The sequence below is a fragment of the Hyalangium gracile genome (genome assembly GCF_020103725.1).
Lineage (GTDB): Bacteria > Myxococcota > Myxococcia > Myxococcales > Myxococcaceae > Hyalangium > Hyalangium gracile.
Window position 1 is genome coordinate 25,794 of sequence record NZ_JAHXBG010000003.1, and the last position, 16,364, is coordinate 42,157.

The 16,364-nt window shown below is 69.8% G+C and carries 18 protein-coding genes; 11 read left to right on the forward strand and 7 right to left on the reverse strand.

Annotated features, from left to right (window positions below; all coding sequences use genetic code 11):
* Positions 1-151: 151 nt before the first annotated feature.
* Genes KY572_RS06695 through arsS form a run of 4 tightly spaced genes read left to right on the forward strand, consistent with a single transcriptional unit; the run spans position 152 to position 3,734 of the window.
* Positions 152-964: a hypothetical protein gene (locus KY572_RS06695; RefSeq protein WP_224241543.1), complete on the forward strand. Its 813-nt coding sequence runs from the start codon at positions 152-154 to the stop codon at positions 962-964.
* Between the two features lie 46 nt (positions 965-1,010).
* Positions 1,011-2,288, forward strand: coding sequence for a pyridoxal phosphate-dependent aminotransferase (locus KY572_RS06700; RefSeq protein WP_224241544.1), 1,278 nt, complete (start codon positions 1,011-1,013; stop codon positions 2,286-2,288).
* Positions 2,289-2,336: 48 nt separating this feature from the next.
* A complete protein-coding gene (locus KY572_RS06705; RefSeq protein ID WP_224241545.1) occupies positions 2,337-2,675 on the forward strand; it encodes an arsenosugar biosynthesis-associated peroxidase-like protein in 339 nt (112 codons plus the stop codon).
* Between the two features lie 9 nt (positions 2,676-2,684).
* Positions 2,685-3,734: an arsenosugar biosynthesis radical SAM (seleno)protein ArsS gene (gene arsS / locus KY572_RS06710; protein ID WP_224241546.1), complete on the forward strand. Its 1,050-nt coding sequence runs from the start codon at positions 2,685-2,687 to the stop codon at positions 3,732-3,734.
* Here arsS and KY572_RS06715 read toward each other — a convergent pair.
* Positions 3,677-4,459 (reverse strand): hypothetical protein, encoded by a 783-nt coding sequence (locus KY572_RS06715; RefSeq protein WP_224241547.1) that lies wholly within the window; start codon positions 4,457-4,459, stop codon positions 3,677-3,679. The two genes, arsS and KY572_RS06715, sit on opposite strands and share 58 nt — an antisense overlap.
* A 437-nt stretch (positions 4,460-4,896) precedes the next feature.
* Here KY572_RS06715 and KY572_RS06720 point away from each other — a divergent pair, with 437 nt between their 5' ends.
* Complete coding sequence (locus KY572_RS06720) at positions 4,897-6,126, forward strand: MFS transporter (protein ID WP_224241549.1); 1,230 nt, start codon at positions 4,897-4,899, stop codon at positions 6,124-6,126.
* A gap of 13 nt (positions 6,127-6,139) precedes the next feature.
* Positions 6,140-7,108, forward strand: a complete 969-nt coding sequence (locus tag KY572_RS06725; protein ID WP_224241551.1) for a lipase family protein — start codon at positions 6,140-6,142, stop codon at positions 7,106-7,108.
* Between the two features lie 27 nt (positions 7,109-7,135).
* Here the strand turns inward: KY572_RS06725 and KY572_RS06730 are convergent, their stop codons facing one another.
* Both KY572_RS06730 and KY572_RS06735 read right to left on the reverse strand, forming a co-directional pair.
* Complete coding sequence (locus tag KY572_RS06730) at positions 7,136-7,513, reverse strand: hypothetical protein (RefSeq protein ID WP_224241553.1); 378 nt, start codon at positions 7,511-7,513, stop codon at positions 7,136-7,138.
* A gap of 15 nt (positions 7,514-7,528) precedes the next feature.
* Entirely contained in the window at positions 7,529-8,677 is a 1,149-nt protein-coding gene (locus tag KY572_RS06735; protein ID WP_224241555.1) for a zinc-dependent alcohol dehydrogenase, read from the reverse strand.
* 145 nt (positions 8,678-8,822) lie between these two features.
* Between KY572_RS06735 and KY572_RS06740 the strand changes: the two genes are divergently transcribed.
* Positions 8,823-9,503, forward strand: a complete 681-nt coding sequence (locus KY572_RS06740; RefSeq protein ID WP_224241557.1) for a phosphoribosyltransferase — start codon at positions 8,823-8,825, stop codon at positions 9,501-9,503.
* On the opposite strand, the gene KY572_RS06745 is transcribed toward KY572_RS06740, so the two are convergent.
* Genes KY572_RS06745 through KY572_RS06755 form a run of 3 tightly spaced genes read right to left on the reverse strand, consistent with a single transcriptional unit; the run spans position 9,398 to position 12,253 of the window.
* Positions 9,398-10,168 carry a DNA-3-methyladenine glycosylase family protein gene (locus tag KY572_RS06745; protein ID WP_224241558.1) on the reverse strand — a complete coding sequence of 257 codons (771 nt, stop codon included), beginning with the start codon at positions 10,166-10,168 and terminating at the stop codon, positions 9,398-9,400. The genes KY572_RS06740 and KY572_RS06745 overlap by 106 nt on opposite strands.
* Before the next feature lie 43 nt (positions 10,169-10,211).
* The gene (locus tag KY572_RS06750) at positions 10,212-10,700 is read right to left on the reverse strand and encodes a hemerythrin domain-containing protein (RefSeq protein WP_224241560.1); all 489 of its coding nucleotides are present in this window, start codon (positions 10,698-10,700) and stop codon (positions 10,212-10,214) included.
* Entirely contained in the window at positions 10,697-12,253 is a 1,557-nt protein-coding gene (locus tag KY572_RS06755) for an FAD-dependent oxidoreductase (protein WP_224241562.1), read from the reverse strand. Before KY572_RS06755 ends, KY572_RS06750 begins: the two co-directional genes overlap by 4 nt.
* A 222-nt stretch (positions 12,254-12,475) precedes the next feature.
* Here KY572_RS06755 and KY572_RS06760 point away from each other — a divergent pair, with 222 nt between their 5' ends.
* From KY572_RS06760 to KY572_RS06775, 4 genes are read left to right on the forward strand one after another with little or no spacing between them, the layout of a single operon-like run.
* Positions 12,476-12,685: a hypothetical protein gene (locus KY572_RS06760; protein WP_224241564.1), complete on the forward strand. Its 210-nt coding sequence runs from the start codon at positions 12,476-12,478 to the stop codon at positions 12,683-12,685.
* Between the two features lie 4 nt (positions 12,686-12,689).
* Positions 12,690-14,378, forward strand: a complete 1,689-nt coding sequence (locus KY572_RS06765) for a PAS domain-containing sensor histidine kinase (RefSeq protein ID WP_224241566.1) — start codon at positions 12,690-12,692, stop codon at positions 14,376-14,378.
* The gene (locus KY572_RS06770) at positions 14,375-14,767 is read left to right on the forward strand and encodes a response regulator (RefSeq protein ID WP_224241567.1); all 393 of its coding nucleotides are present in this window, start codon (positions 14,375-14,377) and stop codon (positions 14,765-14,767) included. Before KY572_RS06765 ends, KY572_RS06770 begins: the two co-directional genes overlap by 4 nt.
* 8 nt (positions 14,768-14,775) lie before the next feature.
* On the forward strand, positions 14,776-15,459 hold the full coding sequence (locus tag KY572_RS06775) for a GvpL/GvpF family gas vesicle protein (protein ID WP_224241569.1): 684 nt from the start codon (positions 14,776-14,778) through the stop codon (positions 15,457-15,459).
* 6 nt (positions 15,460-15,465) lie between these two features.
* Here the strand turns inward: KY572_RS06775 and KY572_RS06780 are convergent, their stop codons facing one another.
* On the reverse strand, positions 15,466-16,302 hold the full coding sequence (locus tag KY572_RS06780; RefSeq protein WP_224241571.1) for an ion transporter: 837 nt from the start codon (positions 16,300-16,302) through the stop codon (positions 15,466-15,468).
* Positions 16,303-16,364: the final 62 nt, after the last annotated feature.

A 16,364-nucleotide genomic window follows, 5' to 3' on the forward strand; every position in this document is an offset into this window, starting at 1 on the left:
TTCCCGTTTGTGCAGCTTCCTGCACGGAGGTTCACAGTCGAGCCTTACCCGGGGCTCCTTCTCTCGCGGGGTTGGCGCGGGCATGAGGGTTGCTGAACCGGATGTGCCTCCGCCGCCCAAGCGGCCGAGCCACTCCGAGGAGCCCCCCCACATGATTCGCCGCCCCCTGTCCCTCGCTGCCCTCACCGCTCTCGCCGCCGCCTGTGGAGGCGAGCCCCCCACGCAGGAGGAGATCGACGAGGCCCATGGCCGGGTCGACCTCGCGCTCAGCGTGGCGAAGCAGGCCCGCTCGGCGCTGGAGCTGCTCGGCATCCTCCCGGTGTACGAGTGCGGTGAGTCCCGGCGGAGCTTCGTGGGGCGAGCCACCGAGTCGCTCCAGGCGCAGGTGAGCTGCGTGAGCGCGCGGACCGAGGCCCTGGATGCCGCCACGGACGCGGTGGTGCTCTCCTTCGAGGAAGGCGGCTGCGAGGTTCGCGAGCACACCGTCACCGGCCAGACGGCCTTCAAGTACTCGGGAGGCCAGGACCGGATGGACATGAAGGCCGACCTGCGCGGGCTGCGGGTGGACGGCGACCCGCTCCAGGTGGAGGTGGGCTACGGCACCTGCGGCGACGAGTCCCGCTACTACGCGCTGGCGGAGGGCCCCCTGCCCCGCCGGCCCGAGTACTCGTACCGGGTGGACGGCCGGGTGGGAAAGCGCGACGGCCCGCCGCTGATCGGCAGCAGCTCGCTGGTGCTCGACGGCCCGGGCGAGTTCACCGGCCCCTCGGGCACGAACCGGCTCACCTTCACCGGGCTCGAGTACGAGCTGGGGGAGTACGCCCCGAAGGAGGGCGAGGCGCTGCTGGAGACGGCGGATGGCCGCTCCGTCAAGGCGTCCTTCAGCCAGACGCTCTGGCGCCTGGGGAAGATGGAGCTGACGGTGGATGATCGCGAGCCGGTGACGGTTCCCATCGTTCGCTGAAACCTGGGTGAGGCGCGCGGGCCCGACCTCCGGTAGGGTGCGCGCCGTGAGCGACGACTTCTCCATTCCAGCGTTCCGCGCCGTGCCCCGCACGGGCGTCATCTACGTCACCACCGAGGCCAGCCGCCGGGGTTACCGTCCAGGAGACCCCGAGTGGTGCAACCTGGGCCAGGGCCAGCCGGAGACGGGCGATCTGCCGGGGGCCCCGCCCCGGGTGGGCAAGGTGGCGGTGGACGTGGCGGACCTGGAGTACGCCCCGGTGGCGGGGCTGTGGGAGGTGCGCGAGGCGATCGCGGGCCTCTACAACAAGCTCTACCGCAAGGGGATGCCCAGCCAGTACAGCGCGGAGAACGTGAGCCTGTCCGGCGGTGGCCGCACCTCGCTGACGCGGGCGGCGGCGAGCCTGGGCATGGTGAACCTGGGCCACTTCCTGCCGGACTACACCGCCTACGAGGAGCTGCTGGACGTCTTCAAGGCGTTCACCGCCATCCCCATCCTGCTGGAGGGCGAGCGCGGCTACGCCTTCACCCACGAGGATCTGCGGCGCGAGGTGCAGGGGCGCGGGCTGTCCGCCCTGCTCTTCTCCAACCCGTGCAACCCCACCGGCAAACTGGTGCAGGGTGACGAGCTGGCGCGCTGGGTGGGCGTGGCGCGCGAGCAGGAGTGCACGCTGCTCATCGACGAGTTCTACTCGCACTACGTCTGGACGGGGCGCCCCGGACAGCTCCCGGTGGAGAGCGCGACGCGCTACGTGGAGGACGTGAACCGCGATCCAGTGGTCGTCTTCGACGGCCTGACGAAGAACTGGCGCTATCCAGGCTGGCGGATGACGTGGACGGTGGGGCCCAAGCAGGTCATCGAGGCCGTCTCCAGCGCGGGCAGCTTCCTGGATGGCGGAGGCAGCCGTCCCCTGCAGCGCGCCGCGCTGCCGCTGCTGGACGAGCAGACGGTGGTGGCCGAGACGCTGGCCATCAACGCGGCGTTCCGCGAGAAGCGGGACCGGTTCCACTCGCGGCTGGAGCGGCTGGGCATCCGCAGCGATCGCCCGCCGGATGGGACGTTCTACGTCTGGGGCAACCTGGCCGGGCTGCCGGCGCCGCTCAACGACGGCATGGGCTTCTTCCGGGCCGCGCTGGAGCAGAAGATCATCTGCGTGCCGGGCGAGTTCTTCGACGTGAACCCGGGCAAGCGCCGCGCCCGCTCCTCGCGCTTCCGGCAGTACGTGCGCCTGTCCTTCGGCCCTTCCATGGATGTGCTGGACAAGGCGCTCGAGCGGCTGGAGGCCCTCATCCTGCGCCACATGCAGGCGCCCCCGCAGCCGTGATGCGGGCCCCTCCTCATCCGTATCCACCCGAAGCAGGAGGTCCCCACCATGGAGCACCCGCACTACTACCACTCGCATGATCTGGCCCGCTTCCCCGAGATGGGGAAGAACCGGCCGGAGCTGGCGCAGAAGTTCTTCGACTGGTACGGCGCCGTCTTCGCGGAGGGCGCGCTCTCCGCGCGGGAGAAGTCGCTCATCGCCCTGGCGGTGGCGCATGCCGTCCAGTGCCCGTACTGCATCGACGCCTACAGCAAGGACGCGCTGGAGAAGGGCTCGGACCTGGACCAGATGACGGAGGCGGTGCACGTGGCGGCGGCCATCCGGGGAGGCGCCTCGCTGGTTCACGGCGTGCAGATGCGCAACCACGTGGACAAGGTGGGCATGTAGGGCCCCACCATGGCTACGAACACGCCTCCCTCCCTGCTGTCGCGTCGAGCACCGCTCGCCTCTCCGGCCACCCAGCTGGAGACGCTGCACCGGCTGAAGCTGCCGCGAGAGTTCGACGACGCCCTCCGGGAGGCGGGGCTCCATCCGCTACGGCCCATGCGGCTGGACATCCTCCAGATGAACCTGGGGAAGATGTGCAACCAGACGTGCCGCCACTGCCACGTGGACGCGGGGCCGGACCGGCGCGAGGTGATGAGCCGGGAGACGATGGAGCAGTGCCTGGCGGCGCTGGCGAAGACGGCCATCCCCACGGTGGACCTCACGGGCGGCGCGCCGGAGATGAACCCGCACTTCCGCTGGCTGGTGGAGGAGGCGCGGAAGCTGGGGCGGCACGTGATGGACCGGTGCAACCTGACCATCCTCGAGACGGCGCCGCACGCGGACCTGCCGGAGTTCCTCGCGCGGCACCGGGTGGAGGTGGTGTGCTCGCTGCCGCACTACCGGGCGCTGAACACGGACAAGCAGCGCGGCGAGGGCGTGTACGAGAAGTCCATCCGCGCGCTGAAGCGGCTCAACGCGCTGGGCTATGGAGACGGCCAGAGCGGGCTGCGCCTGGTGCTGGTGACCAACCCCGTGGGCGCGTACCTGCCCGCGGGCCAGGCCTCGCTGGAGGCGGAGTGGAAGCGCGAGCTGCTGAGGAACCACGGCGTCCGCTTCGACGCGCTCTTCACCATCACCAACATGCCCATCAGCCGCTTCCTGGAGTGGCTGGAGCAGTCAGGCAACCTCGCCGCGTACCTGGAGCGGCTGGTGACGGCGTTCAACCCGGCGGCGGCCCCAGGGGTGATGTGCCGCAACACGCTGTCGGTGGGCTGGGACGGCCAGCTCTACGACTGTGACTTCAACCAGATGCTCGACCTGCCGGTGGAGGCCGGAGCACCTCGGCACATCCGGGACTTCGATCTGGCGAAGCTGGAGGCCCGGAGCATCGTCACGGAGCGTCACTGCTTCGGATGCACCGCCGGGGCGGGCTCGAGCTGCGGCGGCGCCACCACCTGACCTTGCGGTGACTTGGAGAAGACCGAGCTGGCGGCTCGCGGCGAGATGCGCTGGTAGCGGGCATAGGCGTCCACCAGCGCGGAGCGGATCGCCCCCGCCTCCTCAGGCCCGTGGCGTGCCACGGCCGCCGCCAGCTCTTCGAGGAGGTACGCCTCGGGAGCCATCATCGTTCGAGTGAGCACGATCGGCCGTGCGCCGACGGCTCGCAGCACTGGCCCGAAGAACTGCTCGCTCATGCAGGCCAGGACCACGACGGGACGGGGCGTGGCGTCGGTACCGGGCCGCGTCTCGGGCGGTGTCCGGTCCATGAGTCGATCATGTCCGGCCCAGACCACGAGATCCGCCGAACTTCCCCCCGCCGCCGCGCGCAGAAAGTCCTCCAGGGCGGTGTCGATCCGGTCCCCCGCGTAGGCGTGGAGTGAGAGCCGCACGGCCCGCTCCCCATGGGCGGGAGCCCGCTCGAGGACGAGCTCGCGCAGCACCGCGGAGTCAGACGCGCCGTCTCGGCGGCTCCGCACCTGGAAGCCAGGGGCTCGGCGCAGGAAGCGCTCCGCGCCATAGGCCGCGCCCCAATAGAGGTTCGCCTCCAGGGAACGGGGATCGCCCGCAGCCGCGCGACCACAGGCGATGAGGGAGTTGTCGCACAGGGGCACGAACACCTCGATCTCTACCGCCTGCGCCGGCGCCGCGGCGAGCAGGCTCAGCAGGCTCAGCGTGAGCACCATGAGAAGCCTCCAGGAACGACCTCCTGGGACGCCGATGGGGCCCGAGGCGTTCCCTTCCCTCGCCACCAGGCGCTAAGCAGGTCCGAAGAAGTCTTTTCACGCCCCCATCAGAGGCTGCGCCACCTGAAACCAGCACAGGGTCCGAGTCCGCCCCCGCGTCCGGTGCCCCCTCCTGCCGGGCGCACTTTGCCCGTACTGGTCTGCTTGTCATACCAGTTGGTACCGGTTCGCTCACAGAGCGCCTCCCCGGCCAGACCGTAGCCTTGGCACAGGAGCCTCTCTCTGGTGTGGAGCTGAAGCGCCGTGGGCTCTGGCACCTTGTGCGTCTTCGTGTGCGGTCGCCACGGCGGGCGTCTCCAGGTTCTCCAGTGATGGCCTCTCCATGGGCACTCCACGATAATGCGTCCCGTGATGGCGTTCATGCCCCCCGGCCAGCCTTGAAGCTCTCTCCCCGCAAGCTCGGCCTGCTCAGCGCGCTCTACTTCGTCCAGGGAATGCCCTTCGGCTTCCAAGCCATCGCGCTCCCGGTCTACCTGCGCACCCAGGGCGTGTCCGTCCTGGCCCTGGGCTTCTTCCTCCAGCTGCTTGCCCTGCCCTGGCTGTTCAAGGCCCTGTGGGCCCCCCTGGTGGATCGCTACGGGTCGACCCGGATCGGGCGGCGCAAGTCGTGGATCCTCCCCCTCCAGCTCTCGCTGGCCGCCACCTGTGTCGTCGCGGCTTTCGTCCCCGCCCAGGGGGCACTGCCTCTGCTGCTGGGGCTCATCCTGCTGATGAACCTCATCGCGGCCACGCAGGACGTCGCGGTGGACGGGTTCGCCGCGGACTCCTTGCGGGCCGAGGAGCTGGGTCTCGGCAACACCGCGCAGGTGGCCGGCTACAAGCTGGGGATGATCACGGGCGGAGGCATCCTCGTGTGGGCGAGCCAGTTCATCGGCTGGAAGGGCTTGTTCCTGTCCATGGCGGCGCTCTGCCTCGTCGTGTTCGGGGTGATGCTCTTCGCACGCGAGTCCGCGCCTCGGGAGCGCGCCTCCCCCCGCACGAACTGGCGCGAGGTGCTCGGCCAGATCAAGGAAGCGCTGCGGCTGCCGGGGACGGTGTGGCTGCTCCTCTTCATCGGCACGTACAAGTTCGGAGAGACGCTGTCGGACGTGCTCTACAAGTTCTTCCTCGTCGACGCGGGCATCCGTCCAGAACAGATCGGTCTCTGGGTGGGGACGTGGGGTACGACCACCTCGTTGCTGGGCTCCGTGGTGGGCGGCGCTCTCGCGACCCGGATGCCGCTGCTCGGAGCGCTCACCCTCACCGCGACGCTGCGGGTGTTCCCACTGGTGGGACGGTGGTGGCTGGCGACGGCGGGCGTCACGGACGAGGGCGTCATCGGCGTCACCATGGCCGAGGAGTTCTTCGGTGGAGCGCTGACCACGGTGATGTTCGCCTTCATGATGTCGCGCGTGGACCGCCGCATCAGCGCCACCCACTTCACGCTGCTGGCCAGCGTGGAAGTCGCCGGCAAGTCTCCGGGAGGCCCGCTCGGAGGACTGCTCGTGGAGAAGGCGCACTGGAGCTATGCCCAGGCCTTCCTCCTCGGCGTGGGGCTCTCCGTGGCATTCCTCTTCCTGCTCCTGCCGCTGAGAAGGAAGGCAGACTCCCCTACCCCGCAGCCCTGAAAGGTACGCACAAATGACGCAGCCCACCCTCCCAGCCATCGCCATCCCCATGGGCCAGGCCAACGTCGCCGCCTTCGCCGCCTTCCAGAAGAAGTCCTGGACCGCGCCGTCCGGCTGGAAACAGGTCGACCAGGTCACCGGCTGGGACACCATCTTCAGCGTCCTGGGCTCCGAGGAGCTCTACGCGTTCCTGTGGCAGTCGACGTCCGACTCCTCGCAGTTCCTCATCGGCTTCCGCGGCACCGCCAACCCCACGGACCTGGAGGACGACACGTTCTACTTCACCACCTCGTTCTCGGCATGGAATGCGTCGAGCACGCCGACCCCCACGCCGCAGGTGGCCAAGGGCTGGTACGGCATCTACACGAAGACGGGCGGCTCGATGACCGCGTCGATGCAGGCGCAGCTCTTCGCGCTCATCAGCAAGTGGAACATCCAGACGCTCTACATCAGCGGCCACAGCCTCGGGGGCGCGCTCGCGGAGCTGTTCGCGCTCGATCTGGCCGTGAGCCTGCCCTCGGTCTCCGCGACGATCCTCACCTATGCCGCGCCGATGGTGGGCATCGAGTCCTGGACCAGCGCGTACGCGGCCAACTCCACCACCGCCGCCACGATTCGCGTCGTCAACCAGTACGACATCGTCCCCGCGCTGCCGCCGAGAACGGTGGCTCCCAACTATGGCCAGGTGGGTCAGGAGTTCGACGTCTCGTTCCGCGACCCGAACGAGAGCATCCTCCACGAGCTGCGAAACCTCGAGATCCGCCACGAGATGTTCAACTACCTCACCGTCGTCACCACCTTGCTGCTGAACCCGCCGCAGCAGTGGCCCTTCTCGTTCACCGATGGGGTGTACAACGGCCAGAACGGCCAGCCCCTCATCACCGACGAGGCCTACCAGCCATCCAGCGCCGCGGTGCAGAACCGCGACGCGCTGCTGGCGGCTCGGCGGCAGTCCAAGGCCAGGACCGCCGCCGCGAGCTGAACCTCACGCGTCCGAGCCCCCCGGGGCTCAGCGCTTGAGCAGCTTCACCGCGAGGCCGCCGGCGACGACGACGGCCGCAAGTGGAAGGATCCTCCGCAGGTTGTGCTCCCAGGAGTCCACCCGGTCCGCCATCAGCAGCATCATCCAGTGGCGGGCCCAGTGGTCGGGGTAGTGGTAGGCCGCCTTGCGCAGCACGCCGCTGAGCCCCTTGGGCGGCGCCGCCGTGCCGAACACCGGCGGCATCTTCTGGCTGCCACCGTGCCGGAACACCGGGTAGTCCGACTGCTGCGGCGTGATGGGCAGCTCCGCGCCCGCCAGCGGCTGCGGCTCCAGCTCCATGGGGATGCCGGGGCGCTGGCTCGGGTCCAGGTCCGCTCCCCTGCCCTCGATCAATTGCTCGTTCATGGCTGTCTCCTCTCGTCAGGCGTGGCCGTGGGGAGCGAGGACGCACTTGATGCAGCCGTCCCGCTTCTGGGCGAACAGGTGGTAGGCGTGCGGCGCGTCCTCGAGCGGGAAGCGGTGGGTGATGATGCCCTTGGCGTCGATGCGCCCCGCGCGGATGTGCTCCAGCAGGTGCGGCATGTACCGGCGCACGTTGCACTGGTTCATCCGCAGCGTCAGGCCCTTGTTCATCGCCGTGCCGATGTTGATCAGGTTCCACGGCGGGCCGTACACGCCGATGATCGACACGTTGCCGCCCTTGCGCACCGCGCTGATGCTCCAGTTGATCGCCGTGGGCGCGCCGGCCTCCAGCTTCGCCAGGCCCAGCATCTTGTGCATCGTCGAGCCCTCGGCCTCCATGCCCACCGCGTCGATGCACACGTCCGGCCCGCGGCCGTTGCACATCTCCCGCAGGTGCATCACCACGTCACCCACCTCCTTGAAGTTCACCGTCTCCACCTTGGCGTACTGCTCGGCGAAGGCCAGCCGGTAGGGCAGGTGGTCCACGGCGATGACGCGCCCGGCCCCCATCAGCCACGCGGACTTCATGGCGAACAGGCCCACCGGCCCGGCGCCGAACACCACCACCGTCTCGCCGCCCTTGATCTCCCCCATCTCCGCGCCCTGGTAGCCCGTGGGCAGGATGTCGCTGAGGAAGAGCACGGACTCGTCGTCCATGTCGTCGGGGACCTTCATCGGCCCCACGTCCGCGTAGGGCACGCGCACGTACTCGGCCTGGCCTCCCTCATAGCCGCCGGTGGTGTGCGAGTAGCCGTACACTCCGCTGGCCAGATCGCTGGACGGGTTGGAGTTCTCGCAGAGCGCCGTCAGCCCTCGCTGGCAGTAGAAGCACCCGCCGCAGGAGATGTTGAAGGGCACCACCACGCGGTCGCCCTTGCGCAGGCTCTTCACCTCGCGGCCCGTCTCCTCCACCACGCCGACGAACTCATGTCCGAAGGTGCAGCCCACGCGGGTGTCCGCGATGAGCCCGTGCAGCAGGTGCAGGTCCGATCCACAGATCGCCGAGCGGGTCACCTTCAGGACGACGTCCTGCGGGTGCTCGATGGTCGGATCCGGCTTGGTCTCCACGCGAACCCGATAGGGTCCCTGATACGTCAGTGCGCGCATAGGCAATGAGCTCCTTTGCCTAAGGGGTGCGGACGCCTGCGCTTCCGGGCAAGGCATGCACCCCTGCCCCCCACTGGGCGCTAGGCCGGCCGAGCGGCCAACCTGCATTTGCAGACAGCTGTCCGGCTCCTCACGTTCCGCCCAAATGATCACTCCCTTCTCCCACCGGGCTCACGCGGGTGAGGTGCTCGCCCGCTCGCTCGCGCGGTTCGCAGGACGGCACGACGTCACCGTGCTCGGCGTCCCCAACGGCGGGGCCGTCGTCGCCTTCGAGGTCGCGCGTCACCTCGCCGCGCCGCTGGATCTCTGCTTCCTGGAGCCCATCAGCCCCGCCCAGGGAGAGGCCACCCTCGGGCTGCTCGGCTGGCCGCCGGCGCAGCAGCTCCACGAGCCCGTCATCAACGCGCTCGGAATGAGCGACGAGCCGCTGCGGCAGGCCACCGCCCGGGCCTGGCGGCGGCTGCGCCAGCGGATCCACGCCCTGCGTCCTCCCTCGCCCCCACCCTCGCTCCATGGGCGCACGGTGATTCTGGTGGACGAGGGCGCGGCCCAGGGCGTGCTGCTCCAGGAGCTGGCGGGGCTGGTGCGCCGCACGGGAGCGCGCACCGTGGTGGCCGCGGTGCCCGTGGGAGCTCGCGAGGGGCTGCGGCTGCTCGCCCCGGACTTCGATGACGTCGTCTGCCCCTGGCAGCCCGTGCCCTTCGACGTGCTCCCGTCCTTCTACGGCGACTTCCGGCCCGTGACGGAGGAAGAGGTGCGCGGCTTGCTCCTCCGGGCCTGGGGCGACTGGGGACGCCTGGACGCCGCGACGCTCGACGTCTCCTGAGCCGCGGGCGTATCCAGGGAGCGCCAGAGGTACCAGCTCGCCACCGTGCGCCAGGGCCGCCAGCGCTCGCCGTACTCCAGCACCTCGCGCGGGCGCGGCGACTCCTCCAGGCCCCGCATCAGCATGAAGCCCTTGCGGATGGCGAAGTCATCCACCGGCAGCACGTCCGGCCGTCCGAGCCGGAAGATGAGCAGCATCTCCACCGTCCACTGACCGATTCCACGCACCTGCGTGAAGCGCTCGATGAGCTCCGCGTCGCTCAGCCGGCGGACCTCGGCCAGCGTGGGCACCGCGCCCTCTCGCGTCTTCCGCGCCAGGTCCTTCACCGCCGCGGCCTTGGCGGCCGACAGCCCCGCCTCGCGCAGCGCCGTGTCCGGGGTGGCCAGCAGCGCCTCGGGCGTGAAGCCGGGCCCCTTGCCCACCCGCTCGCAGAGCCGGCCGAAGATGGTGGCCGCCGCGCGGCCGTGGAGCTGCTGGTAGACGATGGACTCGGCCAGCGCCGCGAACGGGCTGTGCAGCGGCCGCAGCTCGAGCCGGAAGGGCCCCACCCGCCGCATCAGCTCCGCCAGGTGGGGATCCGCGCGGCCCAGCGCCCGGCGGGCCGCGGGAGTGAAGGCTTCAGGAAGCAGCGGAACAGCGGCGACTGCGCGCGAGGTGGCGGACATGGCGAGCCATGCTGCCACCCCGGCGCGAGGACTGCACGCAAGTTCAGATGGGAGCCGCCTCGTCCGTCTGCATCGGCACTTCGTTGCGCGGCTCGGTCTTCATCAGCTCCTCGAACTCCGCCTTCATCTGGACGCCGAGCGCCAGGAGCTGGTCGTCGTTGAGGATGCGCCGCACCATCGGGAAGAGCTCCTCCTCCTCCTCCTCGACGTGGTGCTCGACGTTCTCCTTGAGCACCTTCATCTTCGCGTCGAAGTTCTCGTCGGTCGGCGCCATGTCGAGCAGGTCCGCGATGAAGCGCTTGACGCCCAGGTGCTCCTCCAGGGCCTCGCGGACGAGAGCCTCGCTCTTGTCCGTCTTGATGGAGGGATAGAAGTACTGCTCCTCGATGGTGGCGTGGGCCGAGAGCCGGTCGGCGATCATGATGAAGAGCTCTCGGCGCTCGGCGGAAGCTCCGTCGTCCAGCTTCTCGAACTTCTTGAAGAGCTTGCTCACCTCTTCGTGCTGTTCCTTGAGCAGATCAAGCGCGTTCATCGGTCGTCTCCGTGCGTGGTGTTGGGTGAAGCATTCGAGGCCTCCGCGGGCAGCTTCTTGGAGGCGAGATCCTTGACGGCCGGGCCGTTGAGCACCTTGCCGGTGGGGCTGTAGCGGGCGCCGTGGCAGGGGCAGTCCCAGGAGCGCTCGGCGCGGTTCCAGTGCACGTGGCAGCCCAGGTGCGTGCACACCGGCGAGACGGCATGGCAGGCGCCGCCCTCCTCGCGGTAGACGGCCACCTTCCGCCCCTCCACCTCGAGGATCTTCCCCTCGCCCGGCGCCACCTCGGACAGCGCGTGCCCGGCCGGCCGCGAGAGCCGATCCGCGACGAAGTGGAAGGCCACCTCCGCGTTCTCCTGGATGAAGTCCCTGGCGCCCGCCCTCACCTTCACGCGCGTGGCGTCATGGAGCGCGGCGTACGGGTTCTCCCGCCCGAGGATGAGATCCGAGAGGATCATCGCGGACAGCGTGCCCCACGTCATGCCCGTGCCGGAGAAGCCCGTGGCCACGTACGTGTGCCGCGAGGCGCTGTTCCGGCCGATGTACGCCAGCCCGTCCGCCGGCTCGATGACCTGGCCGGACCACCGGTGGGTGATGCGCGTGACGGGGAAGAGCCGGCGCGTGTACGCCTCGAGCGCCGCGAAGTGCCGCTCCGTGTCCTCCTCCGTGCCGACCTTGTGGTCCTCGCCGCCGACGATGAGGTAGTCCGCCCCGTCGATGCGCTGCGTGCGGATGTAGTGGTACGGGTCCTGGCTGTCGTAATAGAGGCCCGGCTCCAGCGGCGCGTTGAGCGGCCCCGCCACCGAATAGGTGCGGTAGGGGTAGAGCTTGGTGTGCATGAACACGCGGTTGAGCGGCGTGGTCGTCGCCTCCACCACGTCCGTGGCCAGCACGGTGCCGTGCTCGGTGACGACGCGGCAGGGCGCGCCGTCCTGCACGTCCACCACGCGCGTGTCCTCGTAGATGAGGCAGCCTTCCTTCTCGAGGCGCTCGGCCATCGCGAGCAGGTAGGACCGCGGGTGGAAGAGCGCCTGGTTCTCCAGTCGCAGCGCGCCCTTCACCGGGTACGGCAGCGGCACGTCCCGCGAGAAGCTGGCCTGCAGCCCCAGCTCGCGCGCCGCGGCCACCTCCTTCTCGATGTCTCGCAGCTGACTGTCCGTCTCCGCGTAGCGGAACATCGGCACGCGCTGGAAGCCGCAGTCCACGCCCAGCTCCTCCACCAGCGCGGCGATCTGCTCGATGGACGCGCGGCTGGAGGCGGCCGCCAGCCGCGCCCCCTTCTCCCCGAAGTCCGAGCGCAGCGTGTAGTAGGGGGTGTCCAGCAGCTCGGTGAGGTGCGCGGTCGTCTGTCCGGTCTGCCCGGTGAGCAGCCGGTTCATCTCCAGCACCACCACCTTCTTGCCCGCCCGCTGGAGGAGCCACGCCGTGGTCAGGCCCGCGATGCCAGCGCCCACCACCGCCACGTCCACCGTCAGGTCCCCCGCCAGCGCCGGAAAGCGGCGGCCCGGGGCCGTCGTCGTCCAGAGCGATTTGTGGATCCGCTCTTCGGTCATGCCCCAAGGCTAGGGATCCCCCCAGGGGCTGGTAAGCCAGCAGCCATGGCTCGCACGCCCGCCTGCCCGGCGGGCCCGACATTGGACAGGGTGTGTGCGAGGCAACAGACTGAGACAGGAGCTGTTGGCAATTCACGCGCTTGCGCCGAAACCCTGGAGTGGCTGGGGGGACGACGCGGTATGAAGGAGACGGGTGGTTGGCCCCACCGCCAGGAGTGCAGGATGCCTGTCGCGAGAAACCCAGGAAGCACCAGTCTCGTCGATATCCTGGATCGGGTCCTGGATCAGGGCATCCGGTTCGAGGGCGGGGTGCGCCCCCCGCTGATGGAGGGCCGCACGCCCGAGGAGCAGGGCCGCATCGTCGTCGCGGCCGTGGAGACCCACCTGGAGCATCCCCAGAGTGCACCGGGGAAGACGGGAACCGGAGCCTAGCGCCTTGCCGTCCACCGCCCCCCTGACGCCCCCCTCCGCGCCTGGGCTCGAGGCGCGCTCCGAGTCGAGCCCCGCCGGGTCCGATCCCGAGCGGGCCTTGCTGCGGCACCTGGTGGACGCGGTGTCGGACCCGCTGCTCTTCACCGGCCCCGAGGGGAAGATCCTCATGGCCAATGCCCGCGCCCGCGAGCTGCTCGTGGCGAGCGAGGGAGCCAGCGAGGGCCGCCGCCGCGCCGTGGAGCTCAACCAGCAGCTGTTCCACACCGCGCTGGTCAGCGCCGCCACCGGGGGCGCCTCGCCCGTGCGCCGCAGGGACCTGTCCCTGCTGGACCCCATGGAGGGCACGGATCTGCTCTTCGAGCTGGACTGCACCCCGGTCCAGGAGCCTGGCAGCCCTCCGGGGCGGGTGTGCGTGCTGCGCAACGTGACGGACCTGGGCCGCGCCACCCGGGCCCTGGGCGAGAGCTACCGGCGCCTGCGGGCCTCGGAGCAGGAGGCGCGCTCGGAGCGGCTGCGGCTGGATCTCGTCCTGGACTCGGTGGCAGACCCCATCATCCTCACGGATCCTTCCGGCGGCACGGTGCTGATGAATGATCCGGCCGAGCGCCTCTTCGCCGCCTCGCATGACAGCGGCGAGGCCACGCGGCGGCGCGCGCACACCAACGACGCGCACCTGTCCTCGTTCCTCTCGCACCTGCTCTCCCCGGGGGGCATGCGGCGCTGGCGGGGCGAGCTGACCCTGGTGGAGCCGTCCACCGGCGCGCCGCTGCCCATGGAGGCCGTGGCCACCCAGGTGCTGTCGGACCAGGGCGAGCCCACCTCCATCGTCACCCTGCTGCACGATCGGACCGAGGCGCGAGAGAAGGCCCGGCTCCTGGAGCAGCTGACGACCGCCTCCAACGAGCTGGAGGCCAAGGTCCACACGGCCACCGCGGAGCTGGCCGAGCAGAACGAGAAGCTGCGGCGGCAGGCGCTGCAGCTCGAGCAGGCCAGCGCGGCCAAGTCCCAGTTCCTGGCCAACATGTCCCACGAGTTCCGCACCCCGCTCAACGCCATCCTCGGCTACACGAGCATGCTCCTGCAGGGCGTCAACGGAGAGATGACGCCCCAGCAGAAGCGCAACCTGGGGCGCATCGACTCCAACGGCCGGCACCTGCTGCAGGTCATCAACGAGATCCTCGACATCACCCGCATCGAGGCGGGGCGGATGCCGCTCAACGAGACCGACTTCATGCTCCCGGAGCTCATCCAGGAGGTGATGGCGGAGATGGACCCCATCATCGCGCGCACGAAGCTGGCGGTGAGCACCTCGCTGGAGCCCGAGCTGCCGGAGCTGCACAGCGACCGGCAGAAGGTGAAGCAGATCGTCCTCAACCTGCTGTCCAACGCGCTGAAGTTCACCCACGAGGGGTCCGTGCAGGTGATCGCCGCGTATGAGCTGGCGACCTCCACCGTCACCATCTCCGTGAAGGACACGGGCATCGGCATCGCGCCGGAGCACCAGGAGAAGATCTTCGAGGACTTCCAGCAGGTCGACAGCTCGCCCACGCGAGCCTACGGGGGCACGGGCCTGGGTCTGTCCATCTGCCGACGTCTCGCCGCGATGATGGGGGGCCGCGTGACGGTGCAAAGCGGCCTGAGCCAGGGTTCCAACTTCACACTGCACCTGCCCCGTCGTATGAGGCGCCCATGACGAATTCTCCGGCTGGAGACAAGCCGCTGGTGCTGGTCGTCGACGACTACCAGGACGCCCGGGAGATGTACGCGGAGTACCTGGAGTTCTCCGGCTTCCGCGTGGCGGAGGCGAAGAACGGGGCCGAGGCGCTGGACAAGGCCTTCGAGCTGCTGCCGGACATCATCCTGATGGATCTGTCGCTGCCGGTGATCGATGGCTGGGAGGCCACGCGCCGCCTGAAGAACGACGAGCGCACGAAGAAGATCCCCGTGGTGGCGCTGACCGGCCACGCGCTCGGCCAGAACGAGGGGGCGCAGGTGGGCTGCGACGCCTTCGTCATCAAGCCGTGCCTGCCAGACACGCTCGTGGCGGAGGTGAAGCGGGTGCTGGCGACACGGGCGGGGTGAGCGCGCTCATGGATCCCTGGGCCGAGCCCTCGGGCTCTCGCGGCGTCTATGTCTATGGGGTGCTGCGCTCACGAGAGGACCTGAGCTTTGGCGCCATCGGCCTCGGCACACCTCCGGCGGAGGTGGGGACGGTGTGCGAGGGAGGCCTGGCGGCGGTGGTGTCCGCGGGGCCGGCTGGCGTGCCGGACCCGACGCGGGACAACGTGCTGGCCCACCACCGCGTGCAGGAGGCGGTGATGCGCGAGCACACGCTGCTGCCCACGGCCTTCGGCCTCACCGTCTCCGGGCGCCAGCAGGTGGTGGAGCTGCTGCGCTCGGCCCATGACGCCTTCACGGACGTGCTGGCGCGGCTGGAGGGGCAGCTGGAGCTGGGCCTGAAGGTGCTGTGGGATCGCGACCTGATTCCCATGGAGGCGGCCCGGCACGACGCGCAGACCATCGTGGAGGCCCTGAGGCCGCACGCCACGGCGACGCGGGTGGTGAGCCCCATCGGGGAGCGGATGATCCTCAACGTGGCCTTCCTCGTGGCGCGAGAGCAGGCGGTGAGCTTCGACGCGAAGGTGCGCTCGCTGGCCGCGCGCTTCGAGCTGCTCACGTTCCAGTACACGGGCCCGTGGGCGCCCTACCACTTCACGGACATCCGCCTGCGGCGCGAGCCCGGGGCGCCAGCCCTCCCGTCCGCCTCGGACTGAGGGCGCTCAGCGCGGCCCCAGCGCCGTGCCGCAGTGCTTGCAGTACACGGCGTCCTGATCGTGGCCGTACGCGGCGCAGCCGGGGCAGGCCTGGGTGTCCACGTGCCTGCGGGAGGCCGCGGCCAGCTCCACGGAGACGATGCCCGTGGGCACCGCGAGGATTCCGTAGCCGGCGACCATCAGCAGCGACGCGATGAACTGCCCCACCACCGTCTTGGGGGTGATGTCGCCAAAGCCCACCGTCGTCATGGTCACCACGGCCCAGTACATGCCGCGCGGGATGCTGTCGAAGCCGTTCTTCTCGCCCTCCACCAGGTACATGAGCGCGCCCATGATGACGACGGTGCTCATGACGCCGCAGAGGAAGACGATGATCTTCTGACGGCTGGCGCGCAGCGCCGTGAGGAGGATCTCCGCCTGCCCCAGGAAGCTGGCGAGCTTGAGCACCCGGAAGATGCGCAGCAGGCGCAGCACCCGGATGACCAGCAGCGACTGGGCCCCCGGCAGCAGCAGGCTCAGGTAGGTGGGGAGGATGGCGATCAGGTCCACCACCCCGAAGAAGCTGGTCGCGTACCGCCAGGGCTTGAGGACGGACACCAGCCGCAGCAGGTACTCGAAGGTGAAGAGGACGGTGAAGCCCCACTCCGCCGCGCGCAGCTCCTCCCCGAAGCGCTCGCGGATGGGGGCCACGCTCTCCAGCGCCACCGTGGCGACGCTCAGGAGGATGGCGCACAGCAGGACGACATCGAAGAGCTTTCCAGCGGGTGTGTCCGCCTCGAAGACGATCTCGTGGAGGCGGTGCCGGAAGCCGCTGGGAGGACTCTGCTCGGAGTGCGTGGCCACGGGTCCAGTCTACCCGGAGCCGGTGGCGGGCCACGCATTCCTCTGGAGGCGTGGCCTCGCGG